General features: G+C 60.7%; 19 protein-coding genes and 4 pseudogenes. 9 read left to right on the top strand and 14 right to left on the bottom strand.

The window, feature by feature from the left end:
• Positions 1-303: 303 nt before the first annotated feature.
• Positions 304-495 (top strand): annotated as a pseudogene (locus C4K27_RS31755) (hypothetical protein); the annotation flags it as partial.
• Here C4K27_RS31755 and C4K27_RS17135 read toward each other — a convergent pair.
• Positions 450-803 carry a winged helix-turn-helix transcriptional regulator gene (locus C4K27_RS17135; RefSeq protein WP_053261407.1) on the bottom strand — a complete coding sequence of 118 codons (354 nt, stop codon included), beginning with the start codon at positions 801-803 and terminating at the stop codon, positions 450-452. The pseudogene C4K27_RS31755 and the gene C4K27_RS17135 overlap by 46 nt on opposite strands.
• 102 nt (positions 804-905) lie before the next feature.
• Between C4K27_RS17135 and C4K27_RS17130 the strand changes: the two genes are divergently transcribed.
• Positions 906-1,652, top strand: coding sequence for an NADPH-dependent F420 reductase (locus C4K27_RS17130; protein ID WP_081002292.1), 747 nt, complete (start codon positions 906-908; stop codon positions 1,650-1,652).
• A 26-nt stretch (positions 1,653-1,678) separates the two neighbouring features.
• On the opposite strand, the pseudogene C4K27_RS31750 reads toward C4K27_RS17130, so the two are convergent.
• The 10 genes and pseudogenes from C4K27_RS31750 to oxdA form a co-directional block, all read right to left on the bottom strand.
• Positions 1,679-1,918, bottom strand: a pseudogene (locus tag C4K27_RS31750) (methyl-accepting chemotaxis protein); the annotation flags it as partial.
• Between the two features lie 51 nt (positions 1,919-1,969).
• A pseudogene (locus C4K27_RS17125) lies at positions 1,970-2,962 on the bottom strand (PAS domain-containing protein); the annotation flags it as partial.
• Between the two features lie 118 nt (positions 2,963-3,080).
• Positions 3,081-3,758, bottom strand: a complete 678-nt coding sequence (locus C4K27_RS17120; RefSeq protein ID WP_053261405.1) for an energy-coupling factor ABC transporter permease — start codon at positions 3,756-3,758, stop codon at positions 3,081-3,083.
• 58 nt (positions 3,759-3,816) lie between these two features.
• Entirely contained in the window at positions 3,817-4,257 is a 441-nt protein-coding gene (locus tag C4K27_RS17115) for a nitrile hydratase accessory protein (RefSeq protein ID WP_053261404.1), read from the bottom strand.
• Entirely contained in the window at positions 4,254-4,907 is a 654-nt protein-coding gene (gene nthB, locus C4K27_RS17110; RefSeq protein WP_053261403.1) for a nitrile hydratase subunit beta, read from the bottom strand. The genes C4K27_RS17115 and nthB overlap by 4 nt, the downstream gene beginning before the upstream one ends.
• Positions 4,908-4,926: 19 nt before the next feature.
• Positions 4,927-5,565, bottom strand: coding sequence for a nitrile hydratase subunit alpha (nthA, locus tag C4K27_RS17105; protein ID WP_053261402.1), 639 nt, complete (start codon positions 5,563-5,565; stop codon positions 4,927-4,929).
• Positions 5,566-5,641: 76 nt separating this feature from the next.
• The gene (locus tag C4K27_RS17100) at positions 5,642-7,156 is read right to left on the bottom strand and encodes an amidase (RefSeq protein WP_053261401.1); all 1,515 of its coding nucleotides are present in this window, start codon (positions 7,154-7,156) and stop codon (positions 5,642-5,644) included.
• A 306-nt stretch (positions 7,157-7,462) separates the two neighbouring features.
• Complete coding sequence (locus tag C4K27_RS17095) at positions 7,463-7,987, bottom strand: group I truncated hemoglobin (RefSeq protein ID WP_009044111.1); 525 nt, start codon at positions 7,985-7,987, stop codon at positions 7,463-7,465.
• 160 nt (positions 7,988-8,147) lie between these two features.
• Positions 8,148-9,014, bottom strand: coding sequence for a transporter (locus C4K27_RS17090; protein WP_053261400.1), 867 nt, complete (start codon positions 9,012-9,014; stop codon positions 8,148-8,150).
• An 87-nt stretch (positions 9,015-9,101) separates the two neighbouring features.
• Entirely contained in the window at positions 9,102-10,157 is a 1,056-nt protein-coding gene (gene oxdA, locus C4K27_RS17085) for an aliphatic aldoxime dehydratase (protein WP_053261399.1), read from the bottom strand.
• A gap of 574 nt (positions 10,158-10,731) precedes the next feature.
• Between oxdA and C4K27_RS17080 the strand changes: the two genes are divergently transcribed.
• Positions 10,732-11,667, top strand: a complete 936-nt coding sequence (locus tag C4K27_RS17080; protein ID WP_053261398.1) for an AraC-like ligand-binding domain-containing protein — start codon at positions 10,732-10,734, stop codon at positions 11,665-11,667.
• Positions 11,668-12,043: 376 nt separating this feature from the next.
• On the opposite strand, the gene C4K27_RS17075 is transcribed toward C4K27_RS17080, so the two are convergent.
• Positions 12,044-12,958 (bottom strand): LysR family transcriptional regulator, encoded by a 915-nt coding sequence (locus C4K27_RS17075; protein WP_009044100.1) that lies wholly within the window; start codon positions 12,956-12,958, stop codon positions 12,044-12,046.
• A gap of 270 nt (positions 12,959-13,228) precedes the next feature.
• On the opposite strand from C4K27_RS17075, the gene C4K27_RS17070 reads away from it, so the two are divergent.
• On the top strand, positions 13,229-14,251 hold the full coding sequence (locus C4K27_RS17070; RefSeq protein ID WP_009044099.1) for a zinc-dependent alcohol dehydrogenase family protein: 1,023 nt from the start codon (positions 13,229-13,231) through the stop codon (positions 14,249-14,251).
• A gap of 230 nt (positions 14,252-14,481) precedes the next feature.
• Positions 14,482-16,125 (top strand): phosphoglucomutase (alpha-D-glucose-1,6-bisphosphate-dependent), encoded by a 1,644-nt coding sequence (pgm, locus tag C4K27_RS17065; RefSeq protein WP_053261397.1) that lies wholly within the window; start codon positions 14,482-14,484, stop codon positions 16,123-16,125.
• A 212-nt stretch (positions 16,126-16,337) separates the two neighbouring features.
• On the opposite strand, the gene C4K27_RS17060 is transcribed toward pgm, so the two are convergent.
• Positions 16,338-17,033, bottom strand: a complete 696-nt coding sequence (locus C4K27_RS17060; RefSeq protein ID WP_053261396.1) for a pirin family protein — start codon at positions 17,031-17,033, stop codon at positions 16,338-16,340.
• Positions 17,034-17,310: 277 nt separating this feature from the next.
• On the opposite strand from C4K27_RS17060, the gene C4K27_RS17055 reads away from it, so the two are divergent.
• Positions 17,311-19,770, top strand: a complete 2,460-nt coding sequence (locus C4K27_RS17055) for a UvrD-helicase domain-containing protein (protein WP_053261395.1) — start codon at positions 17,311-17,313, stop codon at positions 19,768-19,770.
• A gap of 84 nt (positions 19,771-19,854) precedes the next feature.
• Here C4K27_RS17055 and C4K27_RS17050 read toward each other — a convergent pair whose 3' ends face one another.
• Complete coding sequence (locus tag C4K27_RS17050; protein ID WP_007924808.1) at positions 19,855-20,124, bottom strand: DUF1652 domain-containing protein; 270 nt, start codon at positions 20,122-20,124, stop codon at positions 19,855-19,857.
• Positions 20,125-20,410: 286 nt separating this feature from the next.
• Here C4K27_RS17050 and C4K27_RS17045 point away from each other — a divergent pair, with 286 nt between their 5' ends.
• The 3 genes and pseudogenes from C4K27_RS17045 to C4K27_RS17035 form a co-directional block, all read left to right on the top strand.
• Positions 20,411-21,226, top strand: coding sequence for a helix-turn-helix domain-containing protein (locus C4K27_RS17045; RefSeq protein WP_053261394.1), 816 nt, complete (start codon positions 20,411-20,413; stop codon positions 21,224-21,226).
• A 51-nt stretch (positions 21,227-21,277) separates the two neighbouring features.
• On the top strand, positions 21,278-22,684 hold the full coding sequence (locus tag C4K27_RS17040; RefSeq protein ID WP_053261393.1) for an NAD(P)/FAD-dependent oxidoreductase: 1,407 nt from the start codon (positions 21,278-21,280) through the stop codon (positions 22,682-22,684).
• A gap of 42 nt (positions 22,685-22,726) precedes the next feature.
• Positions 22,727-22,813 (top strand): annotated as a pseudogene (locus tag C4K27_RS17035) (cupin domain-containing protein); the annotation flags it as partial.
• Between the last annotated feature and the right edge of the window lie 142 nt (positions 22,814-22,955).

Below are 22,955 nucleotides of genomic sequence, written 5' to 3'. Positions count from 1 at the left end.
TTGAGTGCGCCATGACTGTTACTGTTTCAATGACCGGACGTGTTAAGGCCACTCAACATCCGTGTAAATTAGGATTGCGTGCAGTGTGGCCCGGGCGTTTTCGCACAGGCTACACAGCGTCACTAATGAACGTAGCGCTAGATTCTGCATGGCTGCCTGGGCCATGTGCTCCAGCTTGATCGCGCTATGGCAGTGACTGGTATTCAGTGCGTCTCCGCATACGGGATGAGCAACCCATATCTGGCAGATCCTTGGTCTTTCGGAAGAGGATATGGGCAGTGAGTCGATAGCCTAAGTGGAGTCGGTTGGTTAGAAGAGAATCGAAGAATCGGCACTCGCTACGACAAGCAGGCAAGAAGCATTGCAGCCATGGTCACTGAAGGCTACGTGATATGCAGCTGTACTTTCCGTACAAAGCCGGGATTGTGCCGTTCGCAACTCGATGGCGCTCAGCTTTGCTCATGTCTCAACTCCGCCCATTCAATCAACGCCTGAATTGATGGCCCGAGTGCATGGCCGATAGGCGTGAGTTGATACTCCACCTTGGGAGGAACCTGCGGGTACACCGTTCGCAGCACGATCCCGTCCCTTTCCAACTGCTTGAGCTGTTGGATCAACATTTTCTGATTGATCCCTTCGATAAGCTTTTCCAAATCCGAGAAGCGAAGCGCACCCTTTGCCGCGAATAGCTGGCAGAGGATGATGATCTTCCATTTCCCCTCTAGTACACGAAGTGTCTCGGTCGTTGCCTCAGCCCATGCTCGTCGATTTTGAGGATCGCCGCAGTTCCAGTCCCGTTCCATTTCTTTTCCTCAAGTGGGTTACCCACCTTTTAGTGTGTACTTACCATTATCTCATGAGCACTCTAAAATCGGTGCAAGGCAATCAATTCAGGAGGCTTGTCCATGAAAATAGGCATTATCGGAACCGGTAATATCGGGGGCACCATAGCCCGAAAGCTCGGAGCTGCTGGGCATGAAATTCGTGTAGCAAACTCTGGAGGTGTCGATGGCGTTCGAGCGTTTGCCGAAGAAATTGGAGCGGAACCTGTAGACATTCGAGGCGCGGTGGATGGAGTGGACGTGATCGTGCTATCGATACCTCTACCAGCTGTGAGCGCACTCCCTTCTGACCTGTTTAGCTATGTACCCGAAAGCGTCCCGGTGGTGGATACGAGTAACTACTACCCTGGTTTGCGTGATCCCCGCATTGCTGAAATCGATCAAGGAATGACGGAAAGTGTCTGGGTTTCAACGCAGGTTGGGCGCCCTGTTGTCAAAGCTTTCAATAATGTGCTGGCCTATACACTGGCAGAGCTAGGTCTTCCAGAGGGTACTAAAGGTCGCTTGGCGGCAGCGGTAGCGGGCGATAATGACAAGGCCAAGGAAACGGTCATGTCCCTGGTTAACCAAGCTGGCTTCGATCCGGTTGACGGAGGTTCTCTGGAAGAGTCTTGGAGGCAACAACCATCCACGCCTGGCTACTGCTGTGATTACGACGCTAAGACCATGCGCAGGGCATTAGCGGCAGCAGTTAAGGGGCAGGCAGCAGCGAAACGAGATCAACTGCCCCAACACTTCGAGTGGCTTGGAGCAAACCCAAGCCATGACGATGTTGTAGCAATGAACCGATCTTTCAACCCGCTGGATTAACGCCCAGGCCCAGCTTGAACTCAGTACCTCTCGATCATGTCGGCCGCCTGTTGAGTCGCCTGGCTGGTACGGGTCGCCAGCTTGCGGACCTCGTCGGCCACTACTGCGAAGCCCCTTCCGGCCTCACCGGCCCTGGCCGCCTCTATGGCCGCGTTCAGGGCCAGTAGATTGGTCTGTTTGGCGATGCTTTGGATGGCGGCGACTATCTGCGTCAGCTGAGCGAGGTTTTCCTGCATCGCTTGATGCTGCCGTTCCTGAGTCTGGCGCAACTGGCTTTCCTCGCGGAAGGAGTGCACGTCTGTGATCGCCCCCACAGTACGTAAGGGCGTGCCGTCGCTGCTTCGCTGGGTCTGACCTCTGCCTCTGAACCAACGGTACTCGTCGTTGCGGTGCCTGAGGCGGTAGGTCACATCGAAGGGGGTTTGGCCGGAGCGGTCGGCGACATGTTCGACAAAAGCCTGCACGGCACGCTGGCTGTCTTCGGGATGCAGGCGGGACAACCAGCTTTCGAACACATTGGGAAACTCTTCGATGGTTTCGTAGCCGAGCAGGCGACGCATCTGTGACGAGAACCAGATGACGTTGTGCGGATTGGCTGGATCGCCTGCGATGATATTGATGTCCCAGAGTGCGTCCTGAATGCATTCGCGGGAAATATCGAAGCGGGCTGAAAGCATCGTGAACTCTTCGTCTCGCAGACGCTGCGTGTGGATGTCACGCACAATACCGACGCTGACCTGTGGCATGCCCTGTCTGTCACGGAGCGTTTCGCCGGAGATCTGGACCCAGCGGTATTCTCCCGAGCGGTTCGCGAGGCGCACCTCCACCTGGTAGGGAGCATGCCCACTGCGATCGGCAAGGTGATGAGCCAGGGCATCCAGGTTGGCCTGGCGGTCATCAGAGTGAAGGCAATCGTTCCAGGGGCCTAGATAGACGGGGAGGTCCGCTTGGGTGGGCAGGTTGCCGAACCATTGCAGTACTGCGTCGCGGGCGGGCTGCAGGCTGCCATCGAGCTGCAATTTCCAGAGCAAATCACCCGACCCGCATGCCGCCAATTGCCAAAGTTGTTCTTGATCGTGCAACTGCGTTTCGTATTCACCCAGCTGACGCTTGAGGCGTTGCAGTTCAGCATTAAGATCGACCACGCTGGCCCGGAGCGCCGTGCGATCGGCGAGCAGGCGTTCGATGCCGGCCAAGACCCGTCGCAGTGACGAATCCTTCGCCGCTATCGATACATTCTCGCCGTCGTGCTGTTCCAGCCGGTCGCCGAGGAGCTTCAATTCCTTGCGGGTGCTATTTCTGAAAAACATCAAATACCTCTGGTTTTACTCACGAGGTTTCGGGGCGGTTCTTGCTCTTGATGCCCCGAGCATTAATTACGGTCTTCGAATGCCCGGGGCAGTCTGACTTGGACTGGAGTATGTCGGCTCAGGCAGCCTGGTACAGACGGCGCTCGACCAGCGCGCTACCACGCAGGCGATGGGTTGCCTTGGCACCGGCCAGCACGGCCAGGTCCAACAGCGGTTCGAGGGTGACGACGGTCATGTAGGCACTGCCGAAGGTCAGAATTGACAGTGCGTTTTCTGCTGTGAAGCCTTGCCCGTAGAAGGCCCAGAAGGCAACCCAGGCGACAATGCCCCCCTGGAAGGCTGTCGACAGCCCCAGCGCTTGTCTATAGCTCAGTTCCACATACGGCGTGTCTGGCGCGATGATGCGTTTCGCCAGGGCGGTAACTGCGAACAGCGGTACCAGAAGGGTGGTGACGTTCATGCCGTATTGCGGCAGGTCGAATGGAGCGAAGAACAGACTCTGGATCAGCAGTCCCAGGGCGAGACCCGCTGCCGCAGGTGCGGCGCCGAGCAGCAGAAACAGCGTTGACCCCAGGATGAGATGGACCTCGGAGACGCCGACTGGATGGCGCGGTAGTAGCTCGAAGAAGCTGAATACCAGGGCCGTGGCAGTGACAGTGCGAGCCAGCAGCGAGAAGACACCACGCTCACCTATGGCTTGCGCAGCGAGTTTGAGGGTATAGGCGCCGACACCTGCGGCAGTGACATAGCTCAGCCAGAGTTTTCCAGCTTCCACCAGATTAGGTTCGATATGCATGACGATTGCCCCTTGGCCGCTTCGCGACCTCGAAAGTAAAAACAGGACGGCTCCGTCCTCAGCTTGTGGCACGGCTGATCGCCACAGGCTTGTGCCGCGGCAGGTGTTCGTGCCCGTTTCCATGGGCCGGTGGGCAACTCGCGTTGAGCAGCGTTACCGGTTGTCCATGGGGGGTATTCAAGTAAGCTTGCTGCCATTCCTCGCTGCGCTGGGTGATGTCTTCCATACCCGCTAAACCGAGTGTGGTGACCATTCTTTCCATGGCTGCGATCCATTGCCGGTAGTAAGTGTCGTTGACGCTTTCTCCGGGTTGCGCCGGGCTCGCCTTGATCTCGTCGCTGAATACCTGCACCCAGTCCTTCCAGGGAAACAGACCGATTTGGTGCAGGTGGAGCAGCAGGGAAAAAGCCTGGGCCTGCCAAGGTTTGTCGAACACCGGGCCTTCATCGTCGAGAGACAGGCCGGCCATTGGGGGGATGTGAGGCATGCCTGCGCTCATACGGCCTCCAGATAGTTGTCCCAAAGATCAATGCAAACACTGTCCGGTCGCGCCACTCCCCACAGTTCTGTAGCACTGAAGCGAACGGCATAGACCTGTTGGGGTTGTTCGCCTAGACCGTGGGCCATCGTGTCTGGGGTGGCAAACGCGCCGTGTGCAATCTCGATGGTCCCGACCTTGCCGCGCGCGTAGCGCGGCAGTCGGGTGTGGGTGATTGGATTGAGGTTCTTCGTCCGCACCCGGTCACCGACCCGGAAGCGGCCGCCGACAGGTTCCTTTGCCCGGGAAGAGGCGCCTCCGAGGATCACCGCCTCGACGATGTCCGGTGTGAGCACCGTTGGCGGCTGTGCCGGTGAGCTCGGCTTGACCGTGCCCTGCAGTTCGCCAGCGCTGATCACGCCTTTTTCCAGCAGCAGGGTTTCGAAGGCGTGAAGCCAGTGTTCGTAGTAACTCGACTGCAAGTATTCAGCCGGTTCCATGCGTTCAATGGAGTGTCGGAACTCGTCGACATTGAAGTGCCCGCCGACGAAGAGCGAAGCGAACAGCGGAAAGATCCTGCGCTCCCAGTCGTGATGGAAGACGGGTTCATTTTCTTCGGTGAGCACTGGGCCGAAACCGTGCATACCGCCTAAGTCGTGTACACCGTTCATGGTTTTCTCCTTCTCGGGTTCAGGCTTCGTCGCCCGGCGTCCTGGGCAGGCCAGTGCCGATCATGGCGTCACGCGTCACCAGCTCGACCAGTCGTTCCTCGCTCCAGCCGTCAGTGCCAGCCGGACGTTCCGGCAGTACCAGGTAGCGCAACTCAGCACTGCTGTCCCAGACGCGGACTTCCTTGTCATTGGGAATAATCAAACCGAATTCGGCCAGCACGCTGCGCGGATCGATGACTATCCGTGACCGATAGGGCGCGGATTTGTACCAGGCTGGGGGCAGGCCCAGGGTCGGCCAGGGGTAGCAGGAGCACAGCGTGCAGACCGTCACGTTGTGCACGGTCGCGGTGTTCTCCACCACCACCATGTCTTCGCCCTGCACGCCGGAGAAACCCAGTTCGGCAATGGCCGCAGTGGCATCTTCCAGCAGCCGATGTTTGTAATCGGGATCGAACCAGGCCTTGGCGACCACCTGAGCGCCGTTGCGCGGGCCGACCTTGTGCTGGTAAGTGTCCACCAGAGCATCCATGGCGGTTGGGTCGACCAAGCCCTTTTCTATCAACAGGGATTCGAGCGCCTTGACCCGCAAGGCGATGGCCTCGGGGGGCTCGGTGTGGTCGTGGTCGTGGTCGTGATGATGTTCGTGGGTGTGGCTCATGTATTGGCTCCTCTGAAGTTGATACTCACGTTCAGTGCGACTTGCCGGTGTTTGCTCGCCAATGCGATGCGCAGGTTTACAACGTCCGCCAATCGACAGAGGCCTCGAATGCAGCTGCAGCTTGATAGAGGGTGCCTTCGGCATAATGTCTTCCGACAAGCATCAGCCCCACGGGCAGTCCGTCTACCAGGCCACAAGGGATCGACATGGCGGGGTGCCCGGTAATGTCCTGAGCGGCCGTATTGCCAAGCATCTCCAACGCACGCGTAACAGTCTCGGTGATTGAAGAGCCCGGTTCAGGGAGCGGCTGAGCGGTGATTGGCACAGTCGGCATGACGAGCAGGTCATAGGTGTTCAACGCCCTGTCATAGGCGGCTCGGGCAAAGCGCGCAATGTTCTGGGCCTTGGCGTAGTAGCGGCCGTTGTAGCGTTCCAGACCGAACTGGCCGACGAACATGCAAAGCTTGAGTGACGGCGACAATGCGTTTGCCTGATCGCGCCAACCGGCCTGTTTGTCCAGCAGACCCACGTCGTAAAGCCCCTTCCAGTTAAAACCCGCTCCGTTACCGTGCATCATTTGCATGGTCAGGCCTTCACAGCCGATAGGGCTCCATAACGATCCCGCCAGGTTGTGTTCGGCAACCGATACCTCCTCGACCCGCGCGCCCAAAGCTTCGAGCTGGGCGATAGCGCTGCGCACCTTTTCTGCGATACGTGGATCCTGGTTAGCGAGTTGGAAGCCTTCCTGGAGGATCCCGATCCGGAGTCCGGTCACGCCTCGTTCCAGATAATCGCTATAGGCATCGACCTGGGGAGCGGTCTGGCGAGGGTCGAGTCCGTCGGCTCCGGCCATCACTTCGAGCATGAGAGCGTTATCGCGTACGTTGCTCGTCATGGGGCCGACATGGTCGAAAGTGGACTCGATCGCCATGATCCCGGTATAGGGCACCAGACCGAAGGTGGGCTTCATTCCGTAAATGCCGCACCATGCTGCCGGAATGCGGATGGAGCCGCCCTGGTCTCCACCGACAGCCAGGTCGACCGCGCCCGACGCCACAAGCGCCGCGCTGCCCGAAGACGAACCGCCGGTCGTGAAACCATGGCGAAAAGGGTTGTGCACAGGCGCTGGGTCTGAGGTATGGCTACCGCCGGAGAGGCAGTAATGTTCGCAGGTGGCTTTGCCGAGGATCGTTGCTCCAGCGTCGAGCAGACGCGTCACCACGGTGGCATCAAACGACGGTACGAAACCCTCCAGTGGTGCGGCACCGTTCATCATCGGGACACCGGCCAGAGAGATATTGTCTTTGAGCGCGACCGTCTTGCCAGCAAGCTTGCCCGAGCTGGCGCCCATCACCTCAGTTCTGTAGTACCAGGCGTTTAGCGGATTTTCCGTGCTTGAAGGGCGGTAACCAGCACTGCGCTCGTAGCGCACTGAAGGGATGAAGTCTGGCAACTCGTCGACGAGATCGTAGGCATCAAAACTGGATTGCATAAGCGCCAGGTATTCGCTGGCTTGCTCGGGTGTCAGCTGTATGTGCAGGCGGCTGGCGAGATCCTGCACTTGTTCGAGAGTCGGGCGGATGATGGCCATGGGGTGTCCTGTTTCCTGTGCCAACCCGTAGGGGCTGGCAATGTCTGTTCAAACGTCATCTCGGGGATGTCCGGGCCCGGTGCGCACTATTGGCGAGCGTGGCCGGGGCTGGTATCAAGCTATCTCCACAGATTGAGCAGCGCTTGGCTGAGGAGGACAGTCGCTTGGTTGAGCGGGACTCGCTTGCCCCTGTTTTTTATAGCCACACCACGGTCGCCGTCGGCGGCCAGAGCGAGCCCTGGCAGCGGGGAGGGTTCCTTATGGATATGCCTTCCATTGCTGTGGCTTAGGCTTATGCCGAGGGTATTAGTCTTCGGATTCAGGCGTGGCCTGTTTCTGAGATGACTTCCCGGGTTTTGGCCAGACAACCCCAACGCTTCTCATGCCTTTGGCGGGGTCCATTTCCGGGTGCGCGAGTACGACGTCCCGATAGGAGGGGCTCCCGATCACGGCCGGTTTGAACTTGATGAGGAAGTCATTGACCTCTTTGCGCAGATCCGGGGCCAGCCCGTAGTCGTCGTAGCACGCCTCGAGACAATCGAGCACGGCTTGCCAGTGCACCTCGGTCAGACCCATCCCGCGATGCGCGGTGACCATGTCTCTACCCCGGTATTTGGCGCTTCCACCCCAGTGCTCGGAAAGGAAATCGACAAAATTGATGTGTTCCTTTTGGAACGTCGATTCCGACATATGGGCCCAGATGTGCCCGATGGCGGGGTGCCCCATTGTCTTTCTCAACACTGCGCCGGCGAACTGATAGATCGCGTCATAGCCGCCAAGACGGGTATAGAGGGAGGGTTGTTGTTCCAGGGTGGGTTGCTGGTCGGTCATTGTCGGGTTACTCCGTTTCGGGTTAGAGGCATCTCATTAGCCAACTGTCGCGTTGGCACAATTGATACGGGATGCGAGGTCTTGCGACGGATCCAGGTTGAATTCGTCGTTGGGCGCACGCTGGGTTGATAAGGACAACGGCTGGTAGAGACGGGCGGGTCTAAAAGACCCTGACGTAGCGCAGGTTCATGCGAAAGTCTTCTTTGGGGCCGTTCTCCACCGCAAGGTCGCGTCCAAGTTGCACCTGGAATTGGTCCTTGGCGGTGAAAAACTTTCTGGCCGTGACGCGCAAGTTGGTGGTTTCCATCCTGTCGTCCTGGTTGACGCCATCGATCTGGTTTTCCCCGCCCCAACTGTGGCCGAAGCCGATAGCCAGCGCAGTGGTCTCGTCGGGCATGTAGCGCCCCATTAACTGAGCGCCGTAGGAAACGTCCTGCTCCCGGCGGGCGGAGCTGGCGCCGAAGTCGTTGTTGTCTCCGTACCAGATGGCGTCACCGACGAGGTCGATGGCCCACTTCTCCGTGAAGTGCTTGACGTAAGCGGCCTGGAGATCAACCTTCCAACGGTTCTCGCCAAGATTGAGCGCGTCGTCTTTGTCATAGTCGCCAGTCGGCACGTACAAGTAAGCAGTCGCACCGAGGGTGTCGTTGGCGTCGTTGAGACGGTACTTGAGCGGCGCTGTAAGAATGAGGTCACCGATGCCGCTGGCGTCGCCCAGACCAGAAGCGTCACCACCGCCTGAGACATGACCGAAGGGCAACAGGAATTGCGGCTCGATGGTCAGCCGCTCGCTCAACTGGTAGATGTGTAGCAGACGCAGAATGCCGACATCGGAAGTCAGGTTGAAATCGGAACTGGTCTTGTGGCCCTGGGAGTAGGCATTGTCCGTCGTGGAGTGCTGGTAGTAGAGCACGCCGATGGTCGCTCCCACGGGGAGCGGCTCGTAATCGCCAGGATCCACCTCGAGAGCGTGAGAGGAAAGGCTGGGGAGGAGGGCTGCGAGCGACAGGTAGCGGAACTGTTTCATGATCGAAGAACCTTTTTTCGGGCAAAAAGAGCCCCGCTATCGCCAGTCAGGCAACGCGCAGGGCTAAAAGTGGAGTCAGCGATGGAGTCAGGTGGGCGACACTTGCGCGTCGCGCATCATCCCGGTCTGCGGGTGGCAGTTGATGTACTCGAACAGTTGCTGGCTACCGTCCGCTACCGAGACCTCGTGATACAGCCGCAGCTTCGAAAGGCCTCCGATCACTCGGAAGAAAGTGGTGAAAATACGTAAGTGAGTGGGATGGGATTCTGCCCAGCGCTCCAGCTTGTCGAGCGATCGCCAGTGACCGATGTCATAGGCGATGTCGAGGAGATTGCCATCAAGGTCGATATTGCGTACGAAGCGGTTGCTATAGCAGCCCAGCGCCTGCCCCTCGTCACGCAGGAAGTTCATGCCGTCTTGCAGTGGCGGCAGCATCTCGTTGAAATAGAGCGCGCGCTCTTCCTCGCCGGCCTCGACCCAGTCTTGTCCAGAGCGGATCAGCGTTAGGTTATCGTGGCCGCGTACCACGACCTTGCCGCCTTTGGCGGGATCGCCTGAAATGACTTGCAGTTCGCTGGTCGGCTGCATCCAGTCGGTCTGTGAGATAGCAAAGCGGTCGCGCGCCGAGCCCCAGTAGCCGTGCTCCTCAATCTCGCCACTGATGCCGTCCATGACCGCGCCGACACCTGGCAAATCGTCCTTGAATGCATACAGCGTCTCGAACTGCTCGGCGCGCGGTGCGATGACCTCGCGGAAATACCCCAGCCCCTCGTTCAGGCGCGCCTCGTCACCCCACCAGTCGGCTACAGGCGCTGAAAGTAACCATCGGTGATAGGCGGCGGGATCACGCCAGTAGCCCACGGCGATGAAGTTTCCATACCCCTGATTGTCGAGGTGGTAGGTCAGGTCGTGATTCCCAGGACCATCGGCGAGGGCAAAGCTGGCGTCAATGTAGCGCATGGCCTGCAGGGCGGCGGCGCGTTGTTCGTCGCGAAATTGCACCCCGAGGTAGGCCATCACAACTTGCTTCACGTTTTCGTCAGCTCGCCCCACAAACATCGGGAAGGGCGGCTTGTAATCGTCGTGAACACGACGGGACAAAGTCCGGGGACATTTGAGATGTTTATCGATTGCAGATTCCATGGGGGCTCCTTTATTTCCGTCTCAAACGGACGGTTCGCTGTTCTACATCCCAGTGGATGTTGGTGTGTTGCGGTGGGTACCACTCCATCGGCGTTGCAGCGCCAGGGTCCCGAGTTGCACCAGGTAAGTGGCAAACTCTTCGGGTGCCATGTCCCATCGCTGTAAAAACCAGGATGAATCGGACAGCCGCTGCTGTTCTCGTAGTTGCATGACCCACCTCGTCATTCGTGTTTGTAGGGACACGGCATGGAGTGAAAATTATCGAGGGGAGATGGAATTCGCTTGGCTCGAATGGACAACCGTTTGGTTAAAAAGGACAGGTATAAATGGCCGGCATATCAGTGCGCGGCAATGGTGCGGGGCTTGTGAAATAAGGGGCGGGGCGCCCTGGGAAGTTGCAAGGGGAGTGTGTTTTGGAGGATCTAGCGACATACGCGCCAGCCGAGTGTTCCGGTGACCATCTGGTAGTGCGTCCAACAGCTGGAATCAGGCCGTGAGGGTGGCCTGCTAATTGCTTGGCTCGCAAAAACGTTACCACGCTTTTTTGTTGAATCGCTGCCGGTAGGTGAATGCAATGAGCCAGACATGTCACTATTCGACCCTTGCCGTTACGGCACCACTCCGGTTTGATTACTGGAAAGATGTGGTTTGTCATCACTGCCTGGACGCCGACAGCAAACTGCTGGCGCAGAGCGATTTCGACGGGGTGCTGGAGGTGCATGGCATGGGCGTATTGGACATCTGCACCTTGTCCGCACCCTTGCATTATTGGGAGCGGTCCGCCCAGCACCTGCGCAGTGATCCTAATGACGATTTGTGGTTGGGCTTTACCAGGAGCGGCTATGGCGAGCTGGAACAGGCTGACCGCCGGACGAAGCTCAGCGCGGACGATCTGTTTCTTTATGACGCATCCCAGCCGTTCAGATTCAGCTTCGGCGGTACCGACAATCACCTTGTCCGCATTCCGCGACAACTGCTCAGTCAGCGGTTACCCGGCATAGCAGGTTGCACCGCGATGGTTCTGGATGATCGTCGCCCAGGGGTGATTCCGTTACGCGAGATGTTGCGCCAAGCCGCGAGTATGCCTTCAGGCTTCCATAACACGGGAATATCCAGTCGTTACTCCAGCACCTTGCTCGACCTTCTGGTGGTCAGCCTGGAACTCCAGGATTTAAAGCAGACTCATGACGAGCTGGACCTGTATGGCCGGATCATGAATTACATCCACCAATATTTGACCGATGTGGACCTGTCGCTCGAACGCATTGCTCAAGCTCACCATGTCTCCACGCGCACTGTGACGCGCGCTTTCGCTCGTCATCAGAAATCGCCGGTCGCGGAAATCTGGAAGGCACGCTTGCTCGCGAGCCGCGACGCGATTGAGCGCGGTCAAGTCCGCAGTATTTCCCAGGCGGCGCTGGATTTCGGTTTCTCCGACTTCTCTCATTTCAGCCACGCCTTTCGCAAGGCCTTTGGCATTGCTCCCCATACTCTTCTGCGACGAGAGTGAAATGGACGGGCTTTATCGCTTCTGAAGCGAAAGCCATTTGAAGGTGATCATCCGAGAGGCGTGCGCAGCGGCTGGCTTTGCCGTAGCGTGGTGCCAGCGGTGATAATTGCTTCCAATGTCATTGCACGCGCAGCTGCATGACAAACCGACTGGAACAGTGGCTCCAGGACAATGGTTTCTGACAAAAAAAATTGAAATTTGCCCCCGTATTTGCCCCCACTCGCATCGGCTGTACGAGTAAGCAGTGCGGCCAATCGCGGCTTTTCGTTTGTATCGTCTTGAGCGGCGAGCCGTCCCTGGCTCCCCACCTCAAACAAGCTAGAACGGGCCGATGTCTGAGACTGCTGACAGGACATTGGACGCGCGCAATGCCGTATCAAAGACTCTCAGGGTCGCCGAAGAACATCTGAATCCGCGAGCGCAACCAGCGTTCCCCCGGGTCGTTGTCCTGGGAGCCGCGCCAGGCCATGTGCAGTTCGAAGGTGCGCACGGGCAGGGGCGGGTCTTCGGCGCGCACGCCGCCGGCGGCGGTCAGGGCTTCGGCGGTGTAGTCCGGCACGGTGGCGACGATGTCGGTGCCGGTGAGCAGGGTGCTCAGGCCGTTGAACTGCGGGACCGCGAGCACCACGTGACGCTTGCGCCCGAGTTTTTCCAGCTCTTCATCGATAAAACCGCTGAGGTCGCCGGCGAACGACACCAGGGCGTGGGGGCGGGCGCAGAAGTCATCGAGGCTCAGGGCGCCGGGCATGCTGTCGGCCCGCAGCAGCTTGGGCAGGCTGCGGCGCAGTACCTTGCGCTTGGCGTTGGCCGGCAGGTCCTGGGTGTAGCTGACGCCGATGGAAATCTCGCCGGAGGCCAGCAGGGCCGGCATCAGCAGGTAGTTGGCGCGGCGCACCACCAGCACGATCCCTGGCGCTTCGGCGCGCAGGCGCTTGAGCAGCATCGGCAGCAGGGCGAACTCGACGTCGTCGGACAGGCCGATGCGGAACACCGCGGTGCTGGTCGCCGGGTCGAACTCGGCGGCGCGGCTGACCGCGGTGGAGATCGAGTCGAGGGCGGGCGAGAGCAGGGCGAAGATTTCCACCGCCCGGGCCGACGGCTCCATGCTGCGCCCGGTGCGCACGAACAGCGGATCGTCGAACAGGCTGCGCAGGCGCGACAGCGCCGCACTGATGGCCGGCTGGCCGAGGAAGAGTTTCTCCGCCGCCCGGGTCACGCTGCGTTCATGCATTAATGTTTCGAACACGATCAACAGGTTCAGGTCGACACGACGCAGGTCATTACGATTCATCTTGAGTCCTGGCAGAGTCAGCAAACTTGACGAGAGCGGCCATATGAGAACAATGGCCGGCATGAATCTTACGGGGAAAGGCTGCTACTCTGCACCGGCTAATTGTTTTTTCCTGTAAGGAACCCTTCGCTCTGGCACGCTGTTTCCCCGTTGTTGCAGGTGCTGCGGAATCAATGACAGGCATGTCGACTATTAATAGTCACTGATGGTCTTGGCCAGAAAGCCCAGATAGAGTTCAGGGCATTAGAGGTTACTTTGACGAGGTTTGCGATGTCCCGCACGATCCGTTTTCACAAGTTTGGTCCGGCCGAGGTGCTCAAGTGCGAAGAGCATGCGGCCGCTCTGCCTGCGCCAGGCGAAGTGCAGGTGCGTGTCGAAGCGATCGGCATCAGTTGGTACGACGTCCTTTGGCGCCAGAACCTGGCGTCTTCCCATGCCCGCCTGCCTTCCGGCCTTGGCCATGAGATGGCCGGCGTGGTGACTGCGGTCGGCGAAGGTGTCGACGACCTGGCCATTGGCGACAAGGTTGCCAGCTTCCCGGCCGAAAGCCCGAACGATTATCCGGTCTATGGCGAGCTGATTGTCCTGCCACGCTCGGCGTTGACCCGCTATCCCGATGTGCTCAGCCCGGTGGAGGCCGCGGTGCATTACACGCCGCTGCTGGTGGCCTACTTTGCCTATGTCGACCTGGCGCGGGTCAAGCCCGGGCAGTTCGCCCTGGTCACCGATGCCAGCCACTGCGCCGGTCCGTCCTTTGTCCAGCTGGGCAAGGCGCTCGGAGTGCGGGTGATTGCCGCGACCAAGACCGCTGAAGAGCGTGAGTACCTGCTGTCCCTGGGGGCCGAGAAAGTCATCGTCACCGAAGAGCAGGACCTGCTCATGCAGATCAACAAATACACCGACAATCGTGGTGTCGACGTGGTGTTCGATGGCCTCGGCGGTCCGCAGATGTCGATGCTCGGCGACGTCCTGGCGCCGCGTGGCAGCCTGGTGCTGTACGGCCTGCAAGGCGGCAACCAGACGCCGTTCCCGGCCTGCGCGGCGTTCCAGAAGAACATCCAGTTCTTCGTGCACTGCATCGGCAACTTCACCGGCAAGCCCGAGCTGGGCATCATCCAGGACCAGGTGGCCTTGCAGCGCGCCTTGCGCGACATCAACCAGCTGACGGCCGATCGTGTGCTGCTGCCGCTGAAGACCCGGATCTTCCCGTTCAACGAGTTCGTCGAAGCCCACCGCTACATGGACGAGTGTCCTTGCCGCGAGCGGGTCGCACTGCAGGTCGAACCGGCCTGATCCTGACGCCAGGGTTCGCCATCGCGCACTCTGGCGTTTCTGTCCTCGCAGTCACTCCCTTCTTTATATTCCCGTCTCGATCCTGAGTGTCTTCTGTGCAGCAGCCGACAATGGCCTATGTTGCGCCTGCTTATTGTGCAAGCCTCCACGGATAGATCCCTTCGCGTTGCGGTCAAACTGCCAGTAAACTGCGCAGCACTCACCGAACCATCCATTTCCCGAGGTTTTGCATGACACTCAGTCCTTTTGCGGGCAAACCGGCACCGACACAATTGCTGGTCGATCTTCCGCGACTGGTAACGGCCTACTACACCGGCCAGCCCGATGCCGCCATCTCTACCCAGCGGGTCGCCTTCGGCACCTCGGGGCATCGTGGCAGCTCGTTCGACCTGAGTTTCAATGAATGGCATGTCCTCGCCATCAGCCAGGCGATCTGCCTGTATCGCCAGGCCCAGGGCATCGATGGCCCGCTGTTTGTCGGCATCGACACTCACGCCTTGTCCACCCCGGCCGGTGCCAGCGCCCTGGAAGTGCTGGCCGCCAACGGCGTGACCGTGATGATCGCCGCTGGCGACGAGTACACTCCGACGCCGGCGGTGTCCCATGCGATTCTCTGCTACAATCGCGGCCGCACCAGCGGCCTGGCCGACGGCATCGTGATCACTCCGTCGCACAACCCGCCACAAAGCGGTGGCTACAAGTACAACCCTACCAACGGCGGCCCGGCCGACACCCATATCACTAAGTGGATCGAAGCCAAGGCCAACGAACTGCTGGCCAACAAGCTGGCCGGTGTGAAGCGCATCAGCTATGAGCAGGCGTTGAAGGCCGACACCACCCATCGTCACGACTACGTCAACAGCTATGTCGCCGACCTGATCAACGTCATCGACCTGGACGCCATCCGCAACGCCAAGCTGCGCCTGGGCGTCGATCCGCTGGGCGGAGCAGGGGTGCGCTACTGGTCGGCGATTGCCGAGCACTATCGCCTGGACCTGGAGGTGGTCAACAAGGAAGTCGATGCGACCTTCCGTTTCATGTCCGTCGACTGGGATGGCCAGATCCGCATGGACCCGTCGTCCAGCTATGCGATGCAAGGCCTGATCGGCCTGAAGAATCGTTTCGACGTGGCCTTCGGTTGCGACCCGGACCACGACCGTCACGGTATCGTGACCCCGACTGGCGGCCTGCTGGCGCCGAACAATTACCTGGCGGTGGCCATCGACTACCTGTTCCAGAACCGCCCGCACTGGCGCGCCGACGCGGCCGTGGGCAAGACTGTGGTCAGCAGTGGCCTGATCGACCGCGTGGCGGCGCGCCTGGGCCGTCGCCTGTACGAAGTGCCGGTGGGCTTCAAGTGGTTCGCCGACGGCCTGTTCGACGGCTCCCTCGGCTTTGGCGGTGAAGAGAGCGCCGGTGCATCGTTCCTGCGCAAGGACGGCGGCGTCTGGAGCACCGACAAGGACGGCCTGATCCCGGCCTTGCTGGCCGCGGAAATGACCGCCCGCACCGGCCGCGACCCGAGCCAGGCCTACCGCGCCTTGTGCGACGAGCTGGGCGAGCCGTTCTCGGTGCGCGTCGATGCCAAGGCCAACCCGCAGCAGAAAGCGCTGCTCGGCAAGCTGTCGCCGGATCAGGTGACCTCGACCCAGCTGGCCGGCGAAAGCATCCAGAAGATCCTCAGCCACGCGCCGGGCAACGACCAGGCGATCGGCGGCCTCAAGGTCATGACTGAGAACGGCTGGTTCGCCGCGCGTCCATCGGGCACCGAAGACATCTACAAGATCTACGCCGAGAGCTTTATTGGCGACGATCACCTGAAGCAATTGGTGCAGGAAGCGCAGACCCTGGTGGACGGCGCGATCAGCGGCTGACCCAGCGGCGTTTCGCGGCAGACAAAAAAGGGGCGACCAGACGGTCGCCCCTTTTTATTGCGGCTGTGTTTTGTAGGCGCGAGGCTTGCCCGCGATGACTCCCGATTGAGCAACAGCTAGCTTCAGTGGGAACGGAATCAGCTTCGGGGCTGCTTTGCAGCCCATCGCGAGCAAGCTTCGCTCCTACAGAAACGGAGCATTTCTTCGCTGTCTCAAGCCAGGTCCACCAGGACGATTTCGCTGTCCTCGAGGGCGGTGACCCGCAGCAGGCGCTCGTCCTCGACCGCGACACCGTCTCGAGCTTCGGCGCGCAAGCCATTGACTTCAATCACCCCGGTCGCGGGCACCAGGTAGGCGCGGCGCCCTTTGTCCAGCGGGTATTCGGCGGACTCGCCGGCCTTCAGGTTGGCGGCTACCAGGCGCGCGTCGGCACGAATCCGCAGGCTCTGGTCATCGCCTTGCTTGCCGCTGGCCAGGGTCACGAAGCCTTCGCGCTGGCCTTTGGGGAACGGCTTGGCACCCCAGGACGGCGCGGAGCCGGCCTCGTTGGGGATGATCCATATCTGGAAGATCCTGGTTTCGCCGGCTTCCAGGTTGTATTCGCTGTGGGCAATCCCGGTACCGGCGCTCATCACCTGCACGTCGCCAGCCTCGGTGCGGCCCTTGTTGCCAAGGTTGTCCTGGTGGGTGATAGCACCTTCACGGACGTAGGTGATGATTTCCATGTCCCGGTGCGGGTGCTGCGGAAAACCGCTGCCGGGGGCGATCACGTCGTCGTTCCACACGCGCAGGTTGCCCCAGTTCATGCGTTTGGGGTCGTAGTACTCGGCGAACGAAAAGTGATGGTGGGCATCCAACCAGCCATGATGGGCGCCGCCCAGGGATTTGAAGGGTCTGAGTTCAAGCATGATCGTCTCCTGTCAGGGTTCGTCATGGGGCGCCTTGGTGGAGCCGCAGAACGAGACCGGTGATTGATGGCGCTCATCATCCATCAGCAAGGCATCGATAAAAAGCGCAAAAACCGTCGTTATCAGATCTAATAAATAGATATATTTTGTAGTCTGCCTTCTGCTTCCAAACATTCAGTTCGGGGCTTAAGTGGATGACCTGTAAGCATTTCACTAGAAGTCATCGACGAATGAAGCGACCATACCGTCCCACACAGCCTCACACCCTGGAGTCAGCGTGCCGCAACACACCCCCGATCTTCCTCCCGAACTCTTGCCCCTGGCCGAAATGCCGCTGCTCAAGCGCTTGGCGGCCAGGTTCTTCGGCCATGGCCTCAGTCGCTTGCGCGCCCAGCATCGCGCGTCCTGGTTGCATGGCCAGGCGGACGGCTTTCGCAGCGGGCATACCGCCGGGGTGGAATACGGTTACCAGGAGGGCAAGGCCGAGGGACTGGAGCAGGGTCGTCAGGTCCTGCTGATTCGCGACAGCCGCTCCACCGAGCATCCGGCGCCCGGGGTAGACGATTATCTGTTCGACGACTGGCGCCTGCCGCTGAGCGCCGAACTGAAGAAGCGCATCAAGGCCGATGTTGGCCGCCTGCTGCCGGCCCATGCCCAACCCAGCAGCGCGCAATGGAAGATGATCTTCAGCGAAACCCCGTCCACCTCGGTGATTGCCGGCGCTGGCGCGGGCAAGTCGACCTCACTGGTCCTGCGCATCCTGCTGCTCAACCATTACCTGGGCTTCGAACTCGACTCGATGACCGTGGTGACCTTCACCCGCGAGTCGCGCAAGGACTTCATCAACAAGCTGCTGGAAGTGTTCGCGCTCTGGGGCCGGCCCCTGGGCCTCAAGGAGGCACGGGAACTGGTGCGTACCTTCCACTCGCGCATCCTGCCGATGGTCCGCAGCCTGCCGGGTTTCGAGCGCCTGCAGGCGTTCGAGAACCTCAGCGATCGCCCGGCGGCGGGGGATCTGGAGGTCGACAGCAATCCCTTCGACCTGCGGATCAACGACGCCCAGCGCAAGCACCTGAATGCCTGTTACCACGCCCTGCACCGGCGTGACGGGCGTTTCCGCGAGGCGATCAAGCCGCTGCTGCGCCACGCCCTGCAGCTCAAGGAACTGGAGCGCGATCACCCGGACGTGCAAAAACGCATGGCCGTGACCGAACTGGCGGCCAAGCGCGACGAAGAACTGTGCGACACCCTGGAAGACCTGTGGTTTCGTGCCGGCGCCTGGCCGATCAAGGGCATCGAGCCGAACCGGCAGACGGTCGAGATCAACGGCTCGCAGTTCCATTGCCATGGCTACGTCGCCGAGCTGGATGCCTGGGTGGTGCTGGGGTTCGACCCTCGGGAAAACCCGCAGTTGAGTCGCCCCGGATCGAAGCTTTCGGTGCGCGCGGAGTGGGCGGTAAAGCGCACCCTGTTTCAAGCTTTTTGTCGTAAGCCAATGATTTGGCTGGATAGTTACGATTCAGCAAAGCGTGTCCTGTCGTCCCTGGCCGGGGATGCCAGTGCCGGGCCGGGCTTCGACTACAAGGTCAAGGGTGAGCTGGCTTCGGCGCCGTTGCTGGACTGTTTTGTCGCCGCGGCCGGGTTTATCGAGAACCTCGGACTGGACGTCTCGGTGGCCGTGGGCCAGATGGTGTTTGCCCGGGACGACCCGGACCGCTTTTTCTTCGAGGCCCTGAGCCTGTTCTGGCGGGCGCTGGACGATCATCTGCTCGACCAGTCGCCGCCGATCATGAGCTACAACCGCATGTTCGCGCTGTTCGGCGAGAACACCCCGGAGAACTTCAAGCTGCTCAGCGATGAGCGCTTACGACCGATGTCGCACCTGATGATCGACGAATTCCAGGACGTCTCGCCGCAGATCGTCTCGTGGATTCGCGCCAGCCTGCGCGAAATCCGCAGTCGCGGGCCGGCAATGCATGTCGGCCGCGGGGCACAGCGCTCGTCGTTGCTCTGCGTAGGGGACGACTGGCAGTCGATCTACGGCTGGCGTGGCAGTTCGCCGAAATTCTTCATGGAGTTCAACAAGGAATTCCCGTCGCCGGCCACCACCCGAGTGATGCTCAGCGAGAACTATCGCAGCCACCAGCACATCATCGACGCCGCGGAACATATCGTCCGCGCCGCGCCGGCGATTGCCGGGAAGAAGGCCAAGGCCAGCGGCGAACCCAAGGAAGTGTTGCCGGTGAATGTGCTGGACCGCGACGACCAGGGGCTTGCAGCACGGCTGGCGGAGCACTATCGCAATGGCGATTCGATCTTGATGTTATTTCGAAAAAGTAGCGATAAATCATTGATTGAAGAGCATATTTTACCAATAGTTAATGTTGATTCTAGATTGCCGGCCGAGGACCGACGCCTCAAGCAACTGACCTATCACAGCTCCAAGGGCTTGCAGGCGGATGCGGTGTTCCTGCTGGGCGATTGCCAGCACCTGACCAGTTCGCCCTACAAGAACCAGGTCTATCGCATGGCCGGGCTGGGCAAGGATGGCGACAGCGAGCCCTACGACAATGCGCAGAAGGACGAGACCTTGCGCCTGGCCTATGTCGGCATCACCCGGGCGGTGAAACATTGCTACTGGTATGTGGACCGCCCAGACACCCAGGCGGCCAATGCACCCAAGGCGTCGGACCGGATTCCTCAGGGCAAGCCGTTCTTCGCCGACCTGCGGGCCTGAAAAAGCCCGCTCGATGGCGGGCTTGAAAACAGTCTGGAGCGGCCGGGGCCAGGAGCAGAGCGACTCTAGGCTTTCAGAGCGACCCTAGGCTTTCAGCGCGAGTGGCGGCATGAAAGCCTCCAGCTCGTCTTCCACCGCCTCGATTATTCGCTCGACATCGGTGGCGTTCATCACGGTGGCGCAGGGGATGCCGGCAATGGCGATCATGGTCTCGCCGCTGGCACGATCGAAGAGCCGGGCGATCATGCTGCCGGGTGCATCCATGCTGGCCTCGAAGCCCATGGGGTGAAAATGCCAGCGCATCAGCTGGCAGGCGTTGGGAAAGGTGACTTTACTGGCGGAGACTCTATTCATGGATTGCCCACCTTGATCATTGAGCGCTTCCTTGTGCTCGCGGTAGGTACGGAAGGACCGTCACTGGACCAACCTGTGGAGCTTTTAAAAATAGCACCGGGATATGACATTCAACGGTTTTTTTCAGGCCGTTTGGCGATTGTCTGGCACTTTTTTGATGCAGGTCATTTCCGCCCGCGGTTTAGGCAAAACGCCAGTATCCAGGGGCCGTGCATTGGCCATTGAAGCGTTGGACGAACTTCGGCAAGCTGCGCCTTTCCGTCCCCTGAGCCCTATATCTGCCCCTATGTCTTCCCTTGATGATGGCCCGGCGCAAACCCAGGCCACCGGCGAGACGGTGCTGCGCTATCACCTGTGCTGGAAGCACCGCGACCTCGATGGCGTCATGGCGCTGTATCACCCGCAAATCCAGTACAACGACTTTTTCCAGAACCGCACCCTGGGCTTGGACGAGCTGCGCGAATACGTGCGCAACAGCATGCCGCGCGCACCCGATGAGGCCCTGGAGCACAGCGACCGCATCCGTCTGGATGGCAACACCGCGTTCATTCAATACCAGGTGACTCTGCGTGGCGGGCAGGGCCTGGTGTCGTTTCGCGCCAGCGAGGCGATCACCGTGCGCGACGGCCTGATCTGGCGCGTCAACGAATACGCCTCGCTGGTGCGCGAGGCCGCGCCGGGCAAGGCCCAAGGCAGCGCACGGCCGGCAGTCAGTCGTCTGGGGCTGTCGCCGCGCCAGTTGAGTTTCATGGCCGAGGACCTGCAGCAGTACTTCGAGCGCCAGCAGCCGTACCTCGACCCCGAGCTGGACCTGCAGCGGGTGGCGAAGGAGTGCGGCTACAGCCGCAACCAGATCTCCTACCTGCTCAACCAGGTGCTGGGGCAGAGCTTCTACCGCTATGTGAACCAGGCGCGCCTGCAGCATCTGCTGGCGACGCTGGACCAGGCGACGCCGCCGGTGCGCATCGACGAGCTGGCGTTCGCCGCTGGCTTCAACTCGCTGTCGGCGTTCTACAGCTGTTTCCGCCAGCACACCGGCCTGTCGCCCAAGGCCTACGCCAAGCAAATTTCTTTGCGTGCACGCGCGCAAGACAACCCCTGAGCCCAGGCACTAGGATCGGCGCCATCGAAGTTCGGGTGGCGGAGTGCGTGTATGCCAGCGTGGCGCAATATCAGTTTGTGGATGGATCAGCTCGACGAGCCACTGCTGGCCCGGCCGTCGCTGGAGCAGGACCTGGATGTCGACGTGGCGATCATCGGCGCCGGTTATACCGGGCTGTGGACCGCCTATTACCTCAAGCGCCTGGCGCCGACCCTGAACATCGCCATCGTCGAGGCGCAGACCGCCGGCTTCGGCGCCTCCGGGCGCAACGGCGGCTGGCTGATGGGCAACCTTTTGGGGGAGGACCGGTTGCTGGCCGGGCTGAGCCCCGAACAGCGCCGCGCCTCCTTCGACCTGCTGCACGGCATTCCCGATGAAGTGGCCATCGTCCTTGAACGCGAAGGCATCGACTGCGATTACCGCAAGGGCGGGGTGCTGTACTGCGCGGCGCGTTACCCCGAGCAGGAAATCACCCAGCGCCGCTACCTGGACAAGCTCTACCGACAGGGCCTCGACGAGCGCGACTACCGCTGGCTGAGCCCCGAGCAACTGACCCAGCAGATCCGCGTGGCCAAGGCCTACGGCGGCATCTACGCGCCCCATTGCGCGACCATCCAGCCGGCCAAGCTGGTGCGCGGCCTGGCCCGGGCCGTGGAGCGCCTGGGCGTGCCCATCTACGAAAACAGCCCGGTCAGCCACTGGCAGGCCGGCAGCCTGCAAACCGCCAAGGCCAGCGTGCGTTGCCGCTGGATAGTGCCGGCGGTGGAGGGCTATTCGGTGACCTTGCCGCCCCTGGGCCGTTACCAGCTGCCGGTGCAAAGCCTGCTGGTGGCCACCGAGCCCTTGTCGGCCGCGACCTGGGACGAGATCGGCCTGAACCAGGGCCAGGCGTTCAGCGAAAGCAGTCGCCAGGTGACCTACGGCCAGCGCACCGCGGATAACCGCCTGGTGTTCGGCGCCCGTGGCGGCTATCAGTTCGCCGGCAAGCTGCGTCACGACTTCGACCTGACCCGCAGCGAAGTCGAGCTGCGACGCTACCTGTTCAGCGAGCTTTTCCCGCAGCTGAACAATGTGCGGATCACCCATTCCTGGGGCGGCAACCTGGGCATGTCCCGGCACTTCCGGCCGCACATGCTCTGCGACCGCCAGCGCGGCATCGCCTTGTCCGGCGGCTACGGCGGCGAAGGCGTGGGCGCCAGCAACCTCGGCGGGCGAACCCTGGCCGCATTGATTCTCCAGAGCAACAATGAATTGACGCGCCAGCCCTGGGTGATCCCCGAAGGCGGCCTCGACGCCTTGCGTGCCTGGGAGCCGGAGCCGTGCCGCTGGCTGGGCTACAACGCGATCATTCGCAGCTTCGTCCATGAAGACCAGACCCTGGCCAACCCGGCCACGCCGCCCTGGCGCCGACGGCTGGCCAGCCGGGTGGCGGGCTTCATGGAAGGCCTGATGCACTAACCAGGTTTTTGACAGCGGTTTTTTCTATCGACAGGTAGCGCCATGAGCATCACTCAATTCAAGAACACCGCCCACGCCACCCTGGAGCAATCGACTCCGGTGGCCGTGCCCCTGGGCAGCCCGGGCGCTGGCGGGCACTTCTTGTCTGGCAATAGAGGAGATTGAACCCCTAAGCGGGAAATACAGAGGGTGACCTGTTTGCCCTGTCGAATCTGTGGATGGCCCGCCGACATTTGCTGACCAGCGCAGGAGAGGTGCGCCTTTGATGCGG

Origin of the sequence: Pseudomonas chlororaphis subsp. chlororaphis, assembly GCF_003945765.1 — a bacterium.
Taxonomy (GTDB): Bacteria; Pseudomonadota; Gammaproteobacteria; order Pseudomonadales; family Pseudomonadaceae; genus Aquipseudomonas; species Aquipseudomonas chlororaphis.
The sequence above is the reverse complement of the archived record's forward strand: the minus strand, read 5'-3'. Positions and strand labels throughout refer to the sequence as shown.